The following is a 19,223-nucleotide window of genomic DNA, read 5'->3' as shown; positions in this document are numbered from 1 at the left end:
CTATAAAGCAGCCCGCTATTGTATAGAAAACCTAAAAAAATACAAGGAAATATTGCTTTATTGCCTTAGTAAAAAAACTACATAGCCTTTAAAGTACGGGTTTTTTTCGATGGCGGAATTCGCAAGCCACTGGCCATGCTGAACCAGCCCGATTTTAAATGGCATTTTAAGATGGCTAAGGGCAGGCAGATAGGCCTGATAATTAGTAATGGTATGCCGGCCCTGATAAGTCTGGATAACCACTTCATCTACAGTATTATGCAGTGAGGCCAGACTGGTTTTATCTGCATTAATCCAGTCCAGCAGGCCGGTAGCGCTTAGTTGATAGTCAGTTGGCAGTTGCTGCCGGATACGCTGCAAAAATTCGGTATATGGCTTTAACTGGCCAGTTGCTGAGTCAAAATCAATTTGCAGGCCCACCACCTGATTATTATAATTTTTCCAGCTTTGAAGGCGTCCCACAATCTGCTGCATGAACGCCGGTGTCCACTGTAAAGTCGTGGTGCGGTAGACCAGCCATATTTTTGCCGGTTTAATGGTGGTAAGCCCCATGCCTTGTGGTGTAAGGCCCGGTTTTTGCAGTATTCTGGAAAATCCTATTTCTCCTTGTAATACATATAATTCTGTAGTGCTATGCCAGTCTGTGCTGTTAGGTTTATGGATGTTATTACGCAAATAGGGCGCTGGACTGATATTCCCCCATAACCAGAAGCGATTATAATGATGGGCATTTACCACTTGCGGTTGTGCTGCTTCGGGCCTTCCTGTTTCTGGCTGACAGGCTGTAATAGCCAAGCTCAACAGTAGCACTATCTGGCCAGCAACCCATTGCTTTAGTCTTTGCATATGCTTACCAATAATAGGTTAATGCCTTAGTCCATTGGCTGTCTGGATAGTTCTGTTTTAACTGATCAAACCAGCTTTTCCGTACAGATTTTTCCACATTCTTTCCCTGACAATCATTAAGGCCGCCCGGTGCATAACAATTGATGGCCCGATATAGGGCATATGCTTTTAACTCGTCATTTGAACTGGTCTGAATAATATTTTTATACACTTCGCCGCGCGAAAAAGTCGCCGTAGTAAAAGGGATTTGTCCGTTACCTAAAGACCAGTTAAATCGACTTGATCTATTCTGGGCAGGCATTTCAGGCTCAAGGGTATATTCATGATGTTTAAAATTGCTTAAACGTATAAATTCACCGAAACAAAGCAGGGCCATTTCATCCTGCGGCTGTGTTGCCAAGGTTTTGCCAATATCAATTAAAGAGGGGCAACTTAAAGCATCATTAATTTTATGGCCTTTCCATAAAAATACATTGAACGCTGGCTGATCCGTTAAGGTCTTGTTGCTACTTTCATAGCCTTGATAGCTGTTTGCATCTTTGGGCAAATATTTTAGCGCATCAATAAAGAGAGTATATTGTTGGTGATTCAAACTTTTATGCAGTAGGGTAAAACGGGCGTTAAGTTTTTCCTGTGCAGAAGTAGCTGGAGCGTTAATAATTGAATCAAGTAACTCGGCGTTAGCAGCCTGTTTAATAATCACGGCACGAATAGCAGGGGATTTTATTAAACCATCCGTTTTAAAAAAGGCCACGAAATCTTTGCGGTTTTGCAGGTTTAAGGCCAGCGCCAGCTCTACCATCTGGCGCTGATACGGTGCTTTTGTAGAATCCAGCAATACTGTCCAGAGAGTATTTGCATCATCAAGTTTATGGGTTTGCTCAAGAATCTGGCCTTTTAATACAAACTGGCTAAGTTGCAAATAGCTTAAATGAGCAGGCGGATTACCTTTGGGTAAATAGTCCAGTGCCTGCTGCGGTTTTTTCTGGAGTAAAAACAGATGCACTGCCTGTAAATACTGATATAACGCCGGCGTGGTCTTAAAATAGTCCTGTTGCGCCTGCAAAGTACTCCAGCTCAAAGGCGTGTATTTTTGTGCGCTGCTTGCACGCATGTGCATCAGATCATAAGTGGCTAAAAAAAATGGGTCTTTAAGGTTGGCCGGATTAAATTCATTACTTTTAAAGATTTTATTGTCAATTTCTTCAGGCACCTGCTGCATTTCCAGATTAAATTGTAAGCTGTCCAGATGACTAAACTGCCAGTTAAACTCATCAATTAATTTGGCTTGCTGGCCACTCATCCAGTACAAGCGACGTAACAAACCACGTGCTGAGGCTGCATATTGACCCGCAGGATAAGTTTTAAAATATTGGCCAATTGTGGTAAATGCCGTTGCAATTAGTTGCTGATCTATTTTATTTATGGATAAAACACTGTATTCATCGAGGCCACTTCGATAAGCCTGATTGACAGCGGTTCTGACCAGCATATAAGAAGCGGTTTCGCTAAGCCAGGGTGAGGAAATGGTACTGAGCGCAGTATAGATTTTTTGTGCAATAGGGTAATCACCATTATAAAAGGCAATTGAGCCATTGATGTAGGAAATATGCTGGCGTACCAGAGAACTCCATTCTGGACGTACCTTGATGTATTCAAGTGCTTTATCACAGGAGGGGGAAATAGATTGCCGCTGTTGTATCAGTAATTGTTTTTCGGCTGGCTTTAACCTGTGATCAGCACTGACCTGCTGTATAAAGGCTTGCATGCCGGAGCTATTACTCTGGCAGCGTTCTTCAGCACTATAGGTGACATTTATTGTTTGTCCGGAAGATAATAATTTTCTTTTGGAAGGGGTCGCATTGCTTATTGTTTCTTTAAAATCTTCAGCAGCAAATGGGACAGCGCCATAGTTATCTGCCCAGTTAACAGCAGGTTGTTTGGGGCTGGTAATTTTTACCAAATGTCTATCAGCCAGTAATAAGCGCATATTGGTCTGGTTGTCATTGGCAGGGCTTAAAATGGGTAAATTGCTGCACCGGTTATAGGATTGCAGTTCAACAGACCATGTTGGGGTACAGTAGGTATCAAAACTGGCATGACTATAAATAGGGAGCAAAATAAATATACTGAGTAACACTGCATGGCTAAAGCGCAGGCAGGCTGTAAAAAATCTTGTCATTTCATTATCTCTTATTGTTTTATAAAATAATGAAAAATTTATCTCTGGTAATACGAAGCTGCTGAAATTAATAGAATCAGGGTGAGAAAAATTAAGGCATTATTTTATAATTTAAAAATGAAACCATAACTGGGTTGTAGCTGATAATCAATAGAAATCACGATACTGAACACAGTAATCAAAATCACTGAAAATAAAAAGAAGCGGCGTGCCCAGACGCGATCATCAATCGCTTTAAAACCACTAACAGCTAAATAGAGCCAATAGGCACATAGCCCAGCAAATATAATCAGGTAAATTAGGCCAACATAATGAAATACATACAGTAAGCTTCCAGTCAGCATGAACAGCAGGACATAAACTGCAGATTGCAGCTTGGTAATATAAATGCCTTTTTTGGCTGGTAATACCGGAATTCGGGCAGACACATAGTCATTTAAGCGGAAAATGGCGATAGCAAAGGAGTGCGGCATTTGCCAGATGCAAAACAGGATAAACAGAATAAGGGCACCAACATCAAACTGATTGGCAACAGCACAATAGCCAATTACGGGTGGACAGGCACCTGACAGGCTACCTACAAGGGTTTGATGAATAGAATGGCGCTTGAGATACAGGCTGTATAAAACAACATAGACAAAAAAGCCAAAGGCAGCAAATGCAACCGCTAGCAAGTTAGTAAAGAAATAAAGCAGAGCAAACCCGAAAACTCCCAATACGGCGGCATAAATAAATGCCGCTGTATTTGAAACCGACTTTTTTACAAGTGCCCGGTTTCGGGTTCGCTCCATTTTGACGTCAATATCCTGATCAATGATATTGTTTACTACACAACCTGAGGCAACAACGAGTGAGGTTCCAAGCAAGGTAACCAGTAGAAGCCACAAATCAATGTTGCCTTGGGAGGCCAGAAAAAAGCCTCCCATGACCGAAATGAAATTACCAAAAATAATTCCGGGCTTGGTTAAGTAAATAAACTTCTTAATCATTAATCAAGCCAATCAGGACATCATAAAGTAGTGCAGATAATCCATGACCCAAATTGAGCCAATGATCAAAATTGCAATAGTCAGAACTGTATAAACAAATGCAATCAGGTTCCAGCGCTGCTCTGAAGATGAGTTCAAGTGCAGGAAGAACACCAACTGTACCAGAACCTGTGCAATGGCCGTCACAACAATGGTCCAAACCAGAGGGCCACGTTCAAAACTGCCAGGCTGCTCAACATTCTGCATTACCATCCAGAATGGAATGATAGTGAGAACAATTGAAATAATCAGACCAATGACATACTGCTTGGTACTGCCATGGCTTGCGCCAGTTGCATCGGTATGTGCGTGATGACCCATTATATGGCTCCTAACAAGTAAACCACACTAAATACGCAAATCCAGACAATGTCCAGAAAGTGCCAGAACAGGCTTAAGCAAGCCAGACGGCGGGTATTTGGCAGGGTAAGACCTTCTTTAGCAATCTGGATCATTAATACAATCATCCAGATCAAGCCACAGGTAACGTGAATCCCGTGAGTAGCTACCAGACTAAAGTAGGAGCTCAGGAATGCACTTACATCAGGGCCATGGCCAATGGAAATCAAATGATAAAACTCATAGATTTCCATGCCAATAAAGCCAGCACCAAAAACGAAGGTAACCGCCAACCAGCCTAAAACCTGACTGACTTTTTCCTTGTAACGAGCCAGAACAGCCATACCAAAGGTAAAGCTACTGATCAACAGCAAAAAAGTTTCAACCAGTACAAAGCTTAAGGTTTCACCAAAAACTTGCTGTGAGGTAGGCCCATCTGCAAAGTTATTATGTAATACAGCATATGCCACGAATAGACTTGAGAATAAAATCAAGTCACTCATGATATAGGTCCAGAAACCGAACACCGTCATATCGGTATCATCATGATGGTGATGATCGTGACCGTGCTCGTCTTGATGATGAATTACTTCAGACATGTCTTAGCCCTGCTTTTGAAACTGCTCAAGTTTATGGAAGCGTTCATTTTCGATACGCTCAACTTCAGCAGCGGGTACATAGTAGTCCACTTTCTTGGTAAATGAACTTGCAATGAACACGATGATTGAACCAACCAGTGAAGCAATTGCAAGCCACCAGATATACCATGTCATGGCAAAGCCAAATACAAACAGTAGTCCACCGATTAGAACACCAGCAGCCCGGTTGGTTGGCATATGGATATCTTCGTACTTGGCAGGACGCTGGTAAGCAACACCTTTTTCTTTGGCCACCCAGAATGAATCAATTTCATTAGCATGTGGAATATGAGCAAAGTTATAAAATGGTGCAGGAGAGGTTGTACTCCATTCCAGTGTACGGCCATCCCAAACGTCGCCAGTCAGGTCAACATTTTGCTTGCGGTCACGGAAGCTGACAGCAATCTGGATTAACTGACAGATAATACCAATCAGAATGAAGACTGCACCAACGAAAGCCACGTACAGGTACGGTTCCCAGTCTGGATTGTCATAAGTATTCAGGCGACGGGTCATGCCCATGAAGCCCAGTACGTACAATGGCATAAAGGCCAGATAGAAACCAATTACCCAGAACCAGAATGACAGACGGCCCCAGTATTCGTTTAGTGTAAAACCAAACATTTTTGGGAACCAGTAGGTCAGGCCAGCAAACATACCGAATACCACACCACCAATAATAACGTTATGGAAGTGAGCAATCAGGAACAGGGAGTTGTGAACCACAAAGTCTGCTGGTGGAATTGCAAGCAGAACACCAGTCATACCACCAATAGAGAAGGTCACCAGAAAGCCCATGGTCCACAGCATTGGCGTGGTAAAACGAATACGGCCTTTGTACATGGTGAACAACCAGCTGAAAATTTTCACGCCAGTTGGAATTGCAATCACCATGGTCATGATACCGAAGAACGCGTTAACGTTTGCACCGGCACCCATGGTAAAGAAGTGGTGAACCCAGACAACATAGGATAACAAGCCAATGGCTACAGTTGCGTAGACCATGGTTGCATAGCCAAACAGGTATTTGCGGCTGAATGTTGCAACGATTTCTGAGAAGGCACCAAACGCAGGCAATACCAGAATGTATACTTCAGGATGGCCCCAGGTCCAGATCAGGTTGACATACAGCATTGGGCTACCGCCAGCCTCATTGGTAAAGAAGTGCATACCAAACAGGCGGTCAGCAGTCAGCATCGCCAGCGTACCGGTTAAAATCGGGAACACGGCAATAATCAGAATTACAGTAATCAGTGCAGTCCAGGTGAAAATCGGCATTTTCATTAAAGTCATGCCAGGTGCACGCATTTTAATGATGGTAACGAAGAAGTTCACACCGGTCAGCAAGGTACCCAGACCTGAAATCTGCAATGACCAGATATAGTAATCTACCCCGACACCCGGACTATACTCAATGCCGGAAAGTGGCGGATAGGCCAGCCAGCCAGTTGCCGCAAATTCACCCAGTACCAGTGACATCATCACCAGACCAGCACTCACGGCAAACAGCCAGAAGCTGACTGAGTTCAAGAGCGGGAATGCAACGTCACGTGCGCCAATCTGCAAAGGCACCACGATGTTCATCAGGCCAACTACCAGACCCATGGCCACGAAGAAAATCATGATCACGCCGTGGGCAGTAAAAATCTGGTCGTAATGTTCTGGATGCAGATAGCCTTCGGAACCGTTGGTGGCGAGTACCTGCTGTAAGCGCATCATGATCGCATCGGAGAAACCGCGCAGTAACATCACCATGGATACGATGACGTACATGATACCGATCTTTTTATGGTCTACTGTGGTAAACCATTCAGTCCACAGATACTTCCACTTTTTAAAGTAGGTAATGGCCGCGAGCAGCAATAGCCCGCCAAGTATCATACCGGCAATAGTAACCTGCACGATTGGATCGTAAGGTATTGCCTCTATATTTAACCTTCCTAACAACATATTTTATTCCTCTACAACAGCAGTATGACTGCCTTCACCAGCAGCATGGCCATTCGCATGGCTTGCTTGAGATGCTGTATGATTGTGCTGTGCGGCCATATACTGATCAATAACGACTTTGAATAGGTTAGGCTCTACAGAAGAGAAGTATGTCACCGGATGTGGGTGGTGAGGACGATTTTTTGGGTCGTCTCTTAAAGCACGAAGCTTGGCCATATCCAGTGCTTGAGGTGAAGTCTTAACCTGATTAACCCAGGCATCAAACTCTGCATCAGTTACAGAATGAGCTCTAAAGCGCATATTGGAGAAACCGTAGCCACTATAGTTGGCTGAAATACCACGGTAACCATCATCCGGGCCGATACCAGGCTTCCCGTCACGATCACTCAGTTCGTCAGCAATCAGGTGAAGCTGGGTCTGCATACCTGCCATGGCATAAACCTGTCCACCCAGTTGAGGGATAAAGAACGAGTTCATAACAGAATTGGAGGTTATACGGAAATTAATGGGGGTATTTACCGGTAAAACAATCTCATTGACCGTTGCAATGTTCTGCTCTGGATAAATAAATACCCATTTCCATTGCTCAGCAACCACCTGAATGGTAACAGGCTCTTTTTTGGCCTGATTTGCCACTGCCTGATCAGGGTTGTTTTCAACCGACTGGGCAATTTTTTCAGCACTGATTGGTCTGTACGGATCAAGACTGTATGATGTGGTACCTGCTAAATAGGCAAGCGCACAAATAATTAAAATAGGTACACCCCAGACCACAATTTCAATTTTGGTCGAGTGTGCCCATTGCGGTAAATACTCAGCAGAACCATTACCCTGGCGATATTTCCAGCCAAAATAAAAAGTCATGAAAATGGCAGGAATCACAACCAGAAGCATCAAAACAAAAGAAATGATGATTAGGTCGCGCTGCTCAATTCCGATTTGTCCCTTTGAGTTAAAGATGACGATGTCTCCGCCACAGCCGGTCAGTAAGACCGCCATAGCGCATAAAGACAATACGGCTAAAAAGGTTTGTCTCATTTTACAACCTCGGTTAAGAGTCCCATTACAGCGAAAAATGGGTTTGCTATTAGAGTGCTTGCGTGAATCCAGCTTGCCATTGTACAGGTCAAAAAACAGGTAAAAATCAAACTGACATGCGTTGCACCAAAAGGCACAGCACTGCTACTTTGCGGCGCATTATAGCCCTAACTAATGACACGAAGCTATAACAATTAATGACCTTGCATGCTTAATGATGAATTTTAAGTACCTGTAATTTAGTACGATGTTGTAAATCCCTATAAATTATAGGGAATTGAAAAGAACATGTCCGCTAAGCCCTTATTTTTTAATTTAAACCCGGCAGTTTTATGGAAATTTAAGTTTGATTTAAGTTTTAAACTATTTTAAAAATTTATTTTAGAAAAATTTAAAGACAATGAATTAAAATATTTAATTGAAATAAATTTGCATTATGCAATGCTATTGTAATGACAAAAGGATTGCATAATATTTCAATATTTAGTTTATGGCTATAAAGCTTAAAAAGGTCTGCTTCTCAAAGTGCTGATTGGCTGGAATACGCACCAGTACATTGGCATTTGCCAGATTACTAAGCATATGTGACTGTTGTTTAGGCAATGGTGATAAAACCACCTGCCCCAGATTGTCTATATTCATTTGCATACGCAACAAGCGCTCACGGCTATCCGGCTTTAAATGGCCATTAAATAACCCGGTGTGCCATTGTGGTTGCGGTTTGTCTTTGCCTTGCAAATAAAAAAGCAGGGTTTGCAGATGCAGTTGCAGGCCAATGACTACTGCTGCCGGATTACCGGGCAAACCAAGTAAGTAGCTTTGATGCCCTGATTGCAGGTTTTGAAAGCTGGCAAAATAAAGCGGCTTGCCGGGCTTTTGTGCCACTTGCCAGAAGATTTGGTGCGCACCCAGTTGCATGGAAACCGGACGGATCAGGTCATAATCGCCTACCGAAACGCCACCTGTGGTAACCACCAGATCAAAATGGTTCAGGGCCTGATGCAGGGCTTGCTGTAATTCACTTTGGTCATCACTGACATATTTTAGCTCAAATGAATGATAACCCTGTTGTTTTAGCCAGCTTGCGATTAATGGGCCATTGGCATCAAATACCTGAGCGTCATGATCCAGTTGTCCATTAGGGAACGCAGTTTCATTTATATCTGGTGAACCACTGAATTGTGAACCCGTTTTACTGTTTTTGACTTCATCGCCGGTAATGAGTACGGCAATTTTAGACTGGCGGTGGACTTTAACCTGTTGCATGCCTGCCATACTTAATGCAGCAATCACGCCACTGTTGAGATACTGTCCCTGATTTGCCAGTTTAGTGCCCTTGGCAAGTTCTTCACCCTGATAGCGAATATCAGTGCCGGCACTCACACGCTGCATAAGTTGAACTGTATCCTGCCCGCGTCTGACAATTTCCTGACGGGCAACAGCATCAGCACCGGCTGGAATTTTGCCACCAGTAAATATCCGGATAGCCTGACCCGGCTCAAGGACCAGTTGCTGTTCAATACCAGCCCGAATTTCTCCAGCAAGCCTTAAGGTTGCATCGGCTAGCTGGCTATCGGTAGATTGAATGGCATAGCCATCAACGGCACTTTGCGTGAACAGGGGTAGTTCTACAGGAGATAATACATCTTCAGCCAGTATATGCTGATGTGCCTTAATGAGTGGCAGGCTAATCACGGGCAGTGGCACTACGGTACTGTAGCTGGCGAGTGCTTCATCGAGGCTAATCAGGCCCTCATGGTTGCAGGCAGGGCTGGAAACGGTGGCGGGCACTAAAGTGTCTAATGGATGGGAGTCACTCATTCATAGCCCCCGGGATGTGGCAAGTCGCGGCAGACATCAAATATATGCACCAGTGCGGGCAAAATTGCGGCCATGGATTCGGTTGCACCGCCACGACTGCCCGGCAAGGTAATTAAAAGTGAACGGTCTATAAATCCGGCAACTCCACGCGACATCGCAGCATAGGGCGTACGCTGCTGACCAAAAGCGCGTGCTGCTTCCATCAGGCCTGGCAGTTCACGCTCAATGAGTGGCTTAAGGGTATCTACAGTAATGTCACGTTTGCCAATGCCTGTGCCACCGACAGTAATGACACACGCATACTCCGCCACCAGCTTAACAACTAGATCGTGTAGCTGATCAGATTCATCGGGCAAAACCTGATAATGAATCGGGCTAAAACCGGCCTGTTCCAGTGTGTTTACGACGGCTTTACCAGCGGTATCCGGTTTGCGGCCTGCGGCAACTGTATCGGACAGGACAATGACTGCGGCTGAAACGGCCTGACGTAACTCACGCCTATAATGCGACTTGCCCCCTTTTTTCTCTTGCAGCTTGCATTCACGAATAATCAGCTCATGCGGTTCGCAGTGTGGTTTAAGCATGTCATAAATGGTAAGTACTGCAAGACTGGCCGCAGTTAGTGCTTCCATTTCTACCCCGGTTGGGCCTATGGTTTCTACCTCGGCACTGGCAATTACCCGGTCTTCGAGCAGTTCAAAGTCCACATCGGCACGATAAATAGGCAATGGATGGCACAACGGAATGAGCTCATCGGTACGCTTGGCGGCCAGAATGCCAGCAATGCGGGCCGTTTTGAGGGCATCACCTTTTTCGGTTTGACCGGTACGCAGCAGGTCAATGCAATGGGCAGGGGCTAAAAGCTCGGCAGTAGCGGTGGCTTTGCGGTAACTGTCGGGTTTCATGCCAACGTTTTTCATTGTGGGTTCTCAGGTTTTGCAAAAATTAAAATAGTCAGTTCAATGACGAATTAAGTAAACATGTTGAATGTATTAGCAAAATACTATCCTTAAGCCCTGCATATACCCAGCATAAGGTATGTTAATGATTCATCATGGCAATAAGGTGTTCATGCACTAAGGGTAACTGGGTAAACCCTTCAGTATCGAGGAAATGCCCCCCATGCTCAACCGCAATAAAGCGGGCTTCAAGATCATGGGCCAGTTGTTCAGTTTGCCCGAAGGGGACAATGGGATCATCCTTGGCTGCAATAACCACGCGCTGGCTTGTCATGGCAATGAAATGCTCTGGATGGAACGCATTGCCTACAAACGGATTAATCAGGGAGTACCCTGAGATAGGCGTAGAAAAACCCGACACCAGAATCATACCGCCAATTGCCGGACGCGGCTCAAGCTGGCGAAAATAATCCAGTAGGGCAATACAGCCTAAACTGTGCGCTACAAAGTAGCTGTATTCATCCGGCACACCAATAGTCTGCTTTAAGCATTCATCCCACTGTTCTTTAATAGGGTGTTCAGGATCAGGCAAGGCAGGCACAAAAACGCTCATCCCTCGTGATTCCATTTGCTGTTTCAGCCATGGAAACCAGTGTGATTGCGGCCCGGCACCATAACCGTGAATGATATAAACTTTGGTCTGTGAACTTAGCGTGTTATCAGCAGAAGTATGCGCGGTCATACCTGTTAAGCCTCACTGTTGAATAGAACCGGTTTTATCATAACGTGCCTGAAGCTGCATTTAGGTTATGGTTACTGCTGGTTTGAGTTAAGGCGTTTATCGTTATTAATGTGAGTGGCCCTGATGGTGGTGCTCGTGCTGACACTCTGACGAGTGGCTATGCAACTGAGCTGGCGGTTGCTCAGATGTTTGCTGAATCGCTTGTTGAGTATTAGCCTGTATAGCCTGCTGCCCAGACTGTTTCCCGGAGACCGCAGCAAAGTCAGTGCGAATGCAGCAGCCCTCAACAAACACACTGCTGCCATCGGTATAAAATTCTTCTTTCCATACTGGCACTTCATGCTTAACGCGCTCAACCGCTTCTTCGCAGGCTGCAAACGCTTCACGGCGATGGTCGCTACGGGCCACGGCATAAATAGCTACTTCGCCAATATTTAAATGTCCGATGCGATGCACCACGCGTACATAGGACACACCATGTTTTTGTTCAATTTCCTGCTCGATCTGGCGGATCATTTTTTCGGCCAGTGGTTTGTAAGCCGTGTATTTGAGGCTTTGTACATCTTTACCATGTTGATGGTTGCGTACCGTTCCGGCAAACAGGGCTAACCCACCACATTCAGGAAAATATTGCATTGCCAGCAGATTGTTCAGGTCAATATCATGATCCTGAATGCGTTCAAGTCTTTCATTTACTGTTGGCGTATGTGCGAGGTTATTCATGCTTTAACCTCCAGCAACAGGGGGTAATAATGCCACCCGAGTATTGGCTTCAACTAACATGGAGCGGGATACCAGTTCATCACCAATGGCACAGGCACAACGCTCAAGGTTTTCGCTTAAGTCCGGCTTAAGCTCAGCCAGTTGCTGAAGCGCCTGCTCCAGTACAATGGGCGTTTCAATGGGCAGGCTTAGTTCTGATTCATTGGCCAGTTTGCCAAGACGACCATAAAATTCAAAAATAATTTGGGACATAAAGTATTTACCTGCTTTTTAATCTTCAAAAAATTTAAGGCTGACTGGAAGTTGACTATTAGCATGCCATTGAGTGCTAGAAATTCCACCAATGGTATTTCTGCTATGCCATGCACGATTTAAGTGTTCATAAACATGAAAAAGCTGAGTTTTAAACGCTATCTCATCCATACCGGTTTTAGCAGTAAGTTGCTTAATTAAGTTTTTTAAATGCTCTTTGGCATCTTCCAGTTTGTAGATCAATAAAGCCCATTCAACTGGATGATCTTTTGAATTAATCACAAAGCTAACCACCCATCGCGTGCATGCTGATTTTTCGTACAGGTGCCTGCTGTTGCGCGATAAACCCGGCTTTTTTATGCCACACCGCTTGTAGGATCATCTGTTGCAGTAGGGGCGTATTATCCTGTTGCAGCAGTGGCCGAATGACTGTGCCGCTATTGGCAAACAGGCAGGTAAATAGCTCACCAGTAGCGGTAATACGTAAGCGGTCGCAGGTCTGGCAAAACGGCTTGCTGATGGTAGAAATAATGCCCAGTTCAAATGGGCGATTTACAGAATTTAATGGATGATCGGAAACAGGACTAAGCTGATAAATTGTGGCCGGATCATTGAGGCGATGCTGCTTTTCAATATGAAAATGCGAGGCAAGTGTGGCAATAATCTGGTCTTCAGTAATGACCTTGCTAGCCTGCCAGTGAGTGGGTGCATCCAGTGGCATATATTCAATAAAGCGCAGGGGAAGGTTTTTTTGATACGCCCATTGCGTAAGCTCTACAATTTCATGCTCGTTTTGGCCTGCCACAATCACGCAGTTGAGCTTAACCGGAATGCTTGCGTCAACAGCGGCTTGAATGCCATCCAGCACCGGTTTAAGTGGCCGCTGAGTCATTTTTAGGAAAGTCGCCGGATTGATACTGTCCATACTGATATTGAGGTCATCAAGTCCAGCCAGCTTAAGGTCATGTGCATATTTTTTGAGATAATAGGCATTGGTTGTCATAGAAATGCGTTGCAGGCCGCTTTTTTTCAAAGCACTCAGGCTCTGGATGAAATGGACAACGCCCTGACGCATCAAGGGTTCGCCGCCAGTCAAACGAATATGACGAATACCCATACTCACCATCACAGTGGCAAATTTTAATAGTTCTTCAAAATTTAGGATGTCTTTTTTAGCCAGCCATTCGGGCTGATCCGGCATGCAATAGCTACAGCGAAAATTGCAACGATCGGTGAGGGAAATACGTAGCTTGTGCTTATGCCGACCAAACTGGTCTACAAGTGATGACGCTGAGTTATGGGGTAAAAGTTCTTTTAAGGATTCAGGGTGAACAGTGGTGACTAAAGCAGTCATTGTTTTACTCCTGAATCAAAATGGTTTGAAAAATTAGATATTTCGCTAGCATAGCACTGCTCGGCCAGTGCCACATCATCTGGCGTGTTTAAATTCAGCGGCAAAATGTTATCAACTGCAAATTCGGCCACTGCTGCCTGTTGCTCAAACAGCCAGTGCCGCACCGCATGGCGACCACTGGCAAGTACCTGTTCCAGACTATCACGCAAACTGCAATGGAGCAGGCAAAGGGGATAGAGTGCCTGCCGGTTAAAGCTGGCGTAAGCAACTTTGCTATGTTGTTTCTGCATGGCTTGCCACAACTGGCTAATGCAGTCTTTGGGCAATATCAGTAAATCACAGGGTATGATCAGCACATAGTCATGTTTGGCATGCAGTAACGCACTGTGTATACCAGCCAGCGGGCCTTTAAAGTCCGGCCATTGGTCACTAATGATTTGGCAAGCTGGCAGCAATTGCTGGTAGATCGCATGATTACGGTTGGCATTGATTAAAATATCATCACTTAAGGACTCAATTTGCCGGTAAAGATGCATTGCCAGCGGCTGATCCTTTAATAGTACCAAGCCTTTATCCTGTCCGTTCATCCGTGTGGCACGACCACCAGCCAGTATGACAATACTAACTTTAAAGTCGGGTTTAATAAATCCATCACCAACAATGTGTAGTGTCACTTTTGCTGCCTGTAATGTACTGATTTACCATGTAGGTGCCATGGATGAATTGACCATATATTGCTAAATTATCACTCAGGATTCTACCAGACAGGTGGCAATCAGGGTGCGAATCTCAGGCACACAGGAGCCACAATTACCGCCCGCTTTAACACAGGCGGTTACTTCTTTGGGCGTGGTTAGGCCCTTTTCCCGTATCGCATTTAAAATGGTGTTTTTGCCCACTTTAAAGCAGGAGCAAACCAGCGGCCCGGCATCATTGGCACTGCCTAACGGTGCACCGGCCAGAATTGCCATGCGGTCACGGCTGCTGAGGCGTGATTTGACAAACAGGCTGGCAATCCATTCGCGGTTAGGCAACAGCTCACGCGGTGCAATGTAAATGCAGGCCTGAATCTGGCTGTCTACCATAATGGCTGCATGATAAATGCCACTGCTGTGATCGCTATATTCCAGCCAGTCGGCCTGATTGTTGTCCAGCATCTCAGCCAGTGCGGGATGGCTCAGCAGTAGTGCTTTGCCATGTTCGGATACCATATTGATTTTTTGCCGGCCAGCCAGTTCATAACGCGATGCGGCCTGTGTTTGAATCTGTGTCCACCATGCGGCCTGTTCCAGATTCAGCGCATAACGGCTATAAGCCACACCTTGCCATTGCACATAAAACGGCTCAATGCGGACTGGTGTATGCTTGAATTCCGGTTCACCAGACACAGGATCAACTACCGGATTAACCAGTGCACCGACTCGCGCATCCGAGGCTGTTTGCGCCGTCCAGTGAATAGGCACAAACACCTGCCCACGTCGCATATTGCCAGAGCATTGCACCCGTGCCACCAGTGTTCCCCATTGCGAGTGCAGGCGTGCCAGTTCATTTTGCTTGATGCCAAACAGCAGGGCATCGTTGGGGTGCATGTCAATAAAAGGTTCTGGAATATGTGAGCCCAGCGTTGGTGCCAGACCCGTGCGCGTCATGGTATGCCACTGGTCACGGATACGCCCGGAATTGAGTGCCAGCGGGTAATCACGGCTGGCCTTATTGCGCGGTGGTTCATATTTAACGCTAATAAAGCGCGCCTTGCCATCCGGATGGGAAAAACGATTGTTGGTCAATACCCGGCTAGTGCCCTGATAAGGCGTCAATACGGGCCATTGTAACGGTGGCAGGGCATCATAAGCGGGCTTGCTTAAGCCACATAAGCCCTTGAGATTAAAGTAGCGCCAGTCATATGAGGCTGCTTCGGGTGCAGACACACTATTCTCACTACTGGCATTTTCAAATGCTGAAAGCCGGGCATGTTCATCAAAAATTTCTGAGGGATGATGATAATCAAATGCGGCCCCAAATCCCATACGTTTGGCAACCTGACTAATGGCCCACCAGTCGGGCATGGCTTCGCCGGGAGAATTTAAAAATGCGCGCTGGCGTGAAATGCAGCGCTCTGAATTGGTGACAGTGCCATCTTTTTCGCCCCAACCCAGTGCGGGTAATAGCACATCTGCATACGCCGTGGTGTCAGTTTTGGCGGTAATATCGGACACCACCACAAAATCACAGTTGGACAGGGCACGCTTTACCTGGTCAGCATTGGGCAGGCTGACCACCGGATTAGTGGCCATAATCCAGATGGCTTTAATGCGGCCTGCTTCAACGGCTTCAAACAGCTCAACGGCTTTAAGGCCATTTTCAGAGGCAATTAGGGGACTTTGCCAGAAACGCTGCACCCGGTCACGCTGGACAGGGTTACTAAGTTCCATATGGGCTGCCAGCATGTTGGCCAAACCGCCCACTTCACGGCCGCCCATGGCATTGGGCTGGCCAGTCATGGAAAAAGGCCCCATGCCGGGTTTGCCAATGCGTCCGGTATAAAGGTGACAGTTGATAATACTGTTGACTTTGTCAGTACCCTGACTGGATTGGTTAACCCCCATGGAAAACAGGGTAATGACTTTTTCAGTTTTAGCAAATTTGTCAAAAAAAGCCTCAAGGCTTTGTAATTGCACACCACAAAGCTCTGCCAGCGCTTTGGTATCGCGATGCTCGCCAGCTTGCTTAAGAGCGTCGGACAGGCCTTGTGTATGTGCAGTTACAAACTGGTGATCCTGTGCTTCATGTTGATGAAGCCAGTGCAATAATCCATTAAATAGGGCAACGTCGGTACCGGAAAGAAGCGGCAAGTGAATATCCGCAATATCGCAGGTGGCAGTATGGCGCGGGTCAATGACCACCACGCATAAATTCGGGTTGCTTTCTTTGGCTTTGGTGATGCGCTGGAATAGCACCGGATGACACCATGCCGTGTTGGAACCAACCAGCACGATCAGGTCGGCCAGTTCAAAGTCCTCGTAGCAGCCGGGCACAATATCTTCACCAAAAGCCCGCTTGTGGCCAGCAACGGCTGAGGACATGCACAGACGCGAGTTGGTATCAATATTGGCGGTGCCCAGAAAGCCTTTTACAAACTTGTTGGCCACATAATAGTCTTCAGTTAGCAACTGGCCCGATACGTAAAAGGCCACGCTATCTGCACCATGCTGCTCAATGGTGGCTTTAAAGGTGTTGGCAATTTTATCCAGTGCTTGCGACCATAATACCTGCTCAGTTTGTCCATTGGCCTGACACTGTGGAAACAGCAAACGGCTTTGTGTGCCAATGGTTTCAGCCAGACTGCTGCCTTTGACACACAAACGTCCCTGATTGGCTGGATGGGTGTCAATGCCATTGACCTGATGGTCGTGGGTCAGGCTATTTTTGGTTTTTCTGACTTCCACGCCGCAGCCAACACCGCAATACGGGCAGGTGGTATGCGTGCTTTGAGCAGTATCCAATGTTTGATATACTGTAATTGGTTTGGATACGATGCTATTCATGGATATTCCTTAACTCTCTCAGTTGAGTTGTCTTGGCAGCAAAACAATTTAGACGCGATGACACTGCGCCAAGCGTTACTTTTGAGAGCAAAAGTAACCAAAACTCTTTGTTAGTGGCAAACTCGCCATCCATGGCTACATTAATACCAATAACTACATCCCTGTCTTTCATTATCTATTGCTTAACTGGATAACGGTTTCAACTGGCCTGTTTCATGGCAAAGTCGCGGCCAAACAACAGGCGGTTTCGGATAGAGCTGATGTCGGTTTGTTCACTAATGAGTTCGGCATACCATGAACCATCACGCGCATCGCCATACAGCACCGCACCCTGCACATGATTATTATTTAGAATCAGGCGCTTATAAATGCCACGCTTGGGATCACGAATTACCAGGTCTTCACAGCTTTCATCGCTTTCCAGATTGCCGGCAGAAAACACTTCAACACCGCTTACCTTTAATTGGGTAGCAAGCTGCGTGCCACGATACTGAATACTGCCGCGTTCGGCCAACTGGGTAGCACAGACAAATGCCTGTCCCCACAGCGGTTCAACCAGACCATAAGCAATACCGCGATGCTGCACACACTCACCCACAGCATACACACGCGGGTCAAAGGTTTGCATGATGTCATTCACCACCACGCCACGTTCACAGTGCAGACCAGCAGATTTGGCCAGTTCGATATTGGGACGAATGCCAACTGCCATCACCACCAGATCAGCCGGAATTTCACGGCCATCTTTCAGCAAAATGCCAGTAACGCGTTCGTTGCCCAGAATTTTGTCAGTTTGCGCACTGAGTTCAATGCGCATGCCACGTTGTTCCAGTGTGGTTTTCAGCATGTCAGCGGCCACATGATCCAGCTGGCGTTCCATCAAGCGATCCATCAGGTGAATGACAGTCACTTTCATGCCGCGCTTGTTTAAGCCATGCGCGGCTTCAAGACCGAGCAGACCACCGCCAATGACCACGGCATGCTGGTAATTTTCTGAAGCATCAATCATTTTGTTGATGTCATAAATGTCACGGAATGTGGTAACCCCATCCAGCTCACGGCCGGGCAGTGGTAGCACCACAGGCGAGGAACCAGTGGCAATGACCAGCCGGTCATACGAAGTGGTATAACCGGATTTGCCAACCACTAAACGGCGCTTGCGGTCAATTTTCACCACTTCATCACCGGCATTAAAAGTAATCCCGCGCTCGGCATACCAGCTATGCGGATGCAGCATGATGTCATCGAGTTTTTTTTCACCAGACAATACAGGCGATAGCATGATGCGGTTGTAGTTGCCATGTGGCTCGGCACCAAAAACTTCAATCTCATACAGGTCGGGAGCAATTTCCAGCAGTTCTTCCAGCATGCGCATGCCAGCCAGACCATTGCCCACCATCACCAGCCGCATTTTTTCTTCACGTGCCTGTGGTGTGGTGATGTAGGTTTTTTGCGGCACACTGCCCACAAAGATAGTGCCATCCACCACCTGAACCGGATAGGCCGGCACCTGATATTGTGCATCTTCAATACAGCGGCCAGTGGCCAGACTATAATGCTGCTTGTAAATGGGTGAGGCCACCACACGCTCGCCCTGCAAGTCGCCTACAATGCCACGAGACAACACATTGGCACCGCTTGCTGGGTCATGGTTGCCAATGGCATAAATCCGGTTATCTTCACGCATGCGGAAAACCGCAACCTGCTGGCCATTGATCAGGGCACAGGCACCAGTATCCGGGGCAATTTCTGTTAAGGCGCAAACCTCAATCCATGTGTTAACCATTTGATTCATTTTAGTATCTCTTGTTTAACCTCACCTAACCTTGCCTTAATAAAGGAAGAAAATCTCCCTTACTGCTTTTT

17 protein-coding genes are annotated in these 19,223 nt (G+C 46.2%); all 17 read right to left on the bottom strand.

The window, feature by feature from the left end; genetic code table 11:
- Positions 1 to 57: 57 nt before the first annotated feature.
- On the bottom strand, positions 58 to 846 hold the full coding sequence (locus BKE30_RS08495; RefSeq protein WP_076878164.1) for a DUF3142 domain-containing protein: 789 nt from the start codon (positions 844 to 846) through the stop codon (positions 58 to 60).
- Positions 847 to 850: 4 nt separating this feature from the next.
- Positions 851 to 3,028, bottom strand: a complete 2,178-nt coding sequence (locus BKE30_RS08490; RefSeq protein WP_076878163.1) for a hypothetical protein — start codon at positions 3,026 to 3,028, stop codon at positions 851 to 853.
- 104 nt (positions 3,029 to 3,132) lie between these two features.
- Positions 3,133 to 4,017: a heme o synthase gene (gene cyoE / locus BKE30_RS08485; protein ID WP_076878162.1), complete on the bottom strand. Its 885-nt coding sequence runs from the start codon at positions 4,015 to 4,017 to the stop codon at positions 3,133 to 3,135.
- Positions 4,018 to 4,029: 12 nt separating this feature from the next.
- Positions 4,030 to 4,377, bottom strand: coding sequence for a cytochrome o ubiquinol oxidase subunit IV (gene cyoD / locus BKE30_RS08480; protein ID WP_076878161.1), 348 nt, complete (start codon positions 4,375 to 4,377; stop codon positions 4,030 to 4,032).
- Complete coding sequence (gene cyoC, locus BKE30_RS08475) at positions 4,377 to 4,994, bottom strand: cytochrome o ubiquinol oxidase subunit III (RefSeq protein WP_076878160.1); 618 nt, start codon at positions 4,992 to 4,994, stop codon at positions 4,377 to 4,379. Before cyoC ends, cyoD begins: the two co-directional genes overlap by 1 nt.
- A 3-nt stretch (positions 4,995 to 4,997) precedes the next feature.
- Positions 4,998 to 6,983, bottom strand: coding sequence for a cytochrome o ubiquinol oxidase subunit I (gene cyoB, locus BKE30_RS08470; protein ID WP_076878159.1), 1,986 nt, complete (start codon positions 6,981 to 6,983; stop codon positions 4,998 to 5,000).
- Positions 6,984 to 6,986: 3 nt separating this feature from the next.
- Positions 6,987 to 8,021 (bottom strand): ubiquinol oxidase subunit II, encoded by a 1,035-nt coding sequence (gene cyoA, locus BKE30_RS08465; RefSeq protein ID WP_076878158.1) that lies wholly within the window; start codon positions 8,019 to 8,021, stop codon positions 6,987 to 6,989.
- A gap of 483 nt (positions 8,022 to 8,504) precedes the next feature.
- Positions 8,505 to 9,842, bottom strand: a complete 1,338-nt coding sequence (locus tag BKE30_RS08460) for a molybdopterin molybdotransferase MoeA (RefSeq protein WP_076878157.1) — start codon at positions 9,840 to 9,842, stop codon at positions 8,505 to 8,507.
- On the bottom strand, positions 9,839 to 10,762 hold the full coding sequence (gene moaCB, locus BKE30_RS08455) for a bifunctional molybdenum cofactor biosynthesis protein MoaC/MoaB (protein WP_076878156.1): 924 nt from the start codon (positions 10,760 to 10,762) through the stop codon (positions 9,839 to 9,841). The genes BKE30_RS08460 and moaCB overlap by 4 nt, the downstream gene beginning before the upstream one ends.
- A gap of 121 nt (positions 10,763 to 10,883) precedes the next feature.
- Entirely contained in the window at positions 10,884 to 11,483 is a 600-nt protein-coding gene (locus BKE30_RS08450) for an RBBP9/YdeN family alpha/beta hydrolase (protein WP_076878155.1), read from the bottom strand.
- 105 nt (positions 11,484 to 11,588) lie between these two features.
- On the bottom strand, positions 11,589 to 12,119 hold the full coding sequence (locus BKE30_RS08445) for a molybdenum cofactor biosynthesis protein MoaE (protein ID WP_406564678.1): 531 nt from the start codon (positions 12,117 to 12,119) through the stop codon (positions 11,589 to 11,591).
- Between the two features lie 90 nt (positions 12,120 to 12,209).
- On the bottom strand, positions 12,210 to 12,458 hold the full coding sequence (locus BKE30_RS08440; protein ID WP_076878153.1) for a MoaD/ThiS family protein: 249 nt from the start codon (positions 12,456 to 12,458) through the stop codon (positions 12,210 to 12,212).
- Between the two features lie 18 nt (positions 12,459 to 12,476).
- Entirely contained in the window at positions 12,477 to 12,740 is a 264-nt protein-coding gene (locus BKE30_RS08435) for a hypothetical protein (RefSeq protein WP_076878243.1), read from the bottom strand.
- Between the two features lie 4 nt (positions 12,741 to 12,744).
- Positions 12,745 to 13,812 carry a GTP 3',8-cyclase MoaA gene (gene moaA, locus BKE30_RS08430; RefSeq protein ID WP_076878152.1) on the bottom strand — a complete coding sequence of 356 codons (1,068 nt, stop codon included), beginning with the start codon at positions 13,810 to 13,812 and terminating at the stop codon, positions 12,745 to 12,747.
- The gene (gene mobA / locus BKE30_RS08425) at positions 13,809 to 14,486 is read right to left on the bottom strand and encodes a molybdenum cofactor guanylyltransferase MobA (protein ID WP_083698506.1); all 678 of its coding nucleotides are present in this window, start codon (positions 14,484 to 14,486) and stop codon (positions 13,809 to 13,811) included. Before mobA ends, moaA begins: the two co-directional genes overlap by 4 nt.
- 75 nt (positions 14,487 to 14,561) lie before the next feature.
- Positions 14,562 to 17,357, bottom strand: coding sequence for a nitrate reductase (locus BKE30_RS08420; protein WP_076878151.1), 2,796 nt, complete (start codon positions 17,355 to 17,357; stop codon positions 14,562 to 14,564).
- Positions 17,358 to 17,556: 199 nt separating this feature from the next.
- Positions 17,557 to 19,152: a nitrite reductase small subunit NirD gene (nirD, locus tag BKE30_RS08410; protein WP_076878149.1), complete on the bottom strand. Its 1,596-nt coding sequence runs from the start codon at positions 19,150 to 19,152 to the stop codon at positions 17,557 to 17,559.
- Between the last annotated feature and the right edge of the window lie 71 nt (positions 19,153 to 19,223).

It is taken from the genome of Alkanindiges hydrocarboniclasticus (assembly GCF_001982605.1).
GTDB classification, from domain to species: Bacteria; Pseudomonadota; Gammaproteobacteria; order Pseudomonadales; family Moraxellaceae; genus Alkanindiges; species Alkanindiges hydrocarboniclasticus.
Note: the sequence above shows the minus strand (reverse complement) of the source record. Positions and strands in the feature narration are given on the sequence as shown.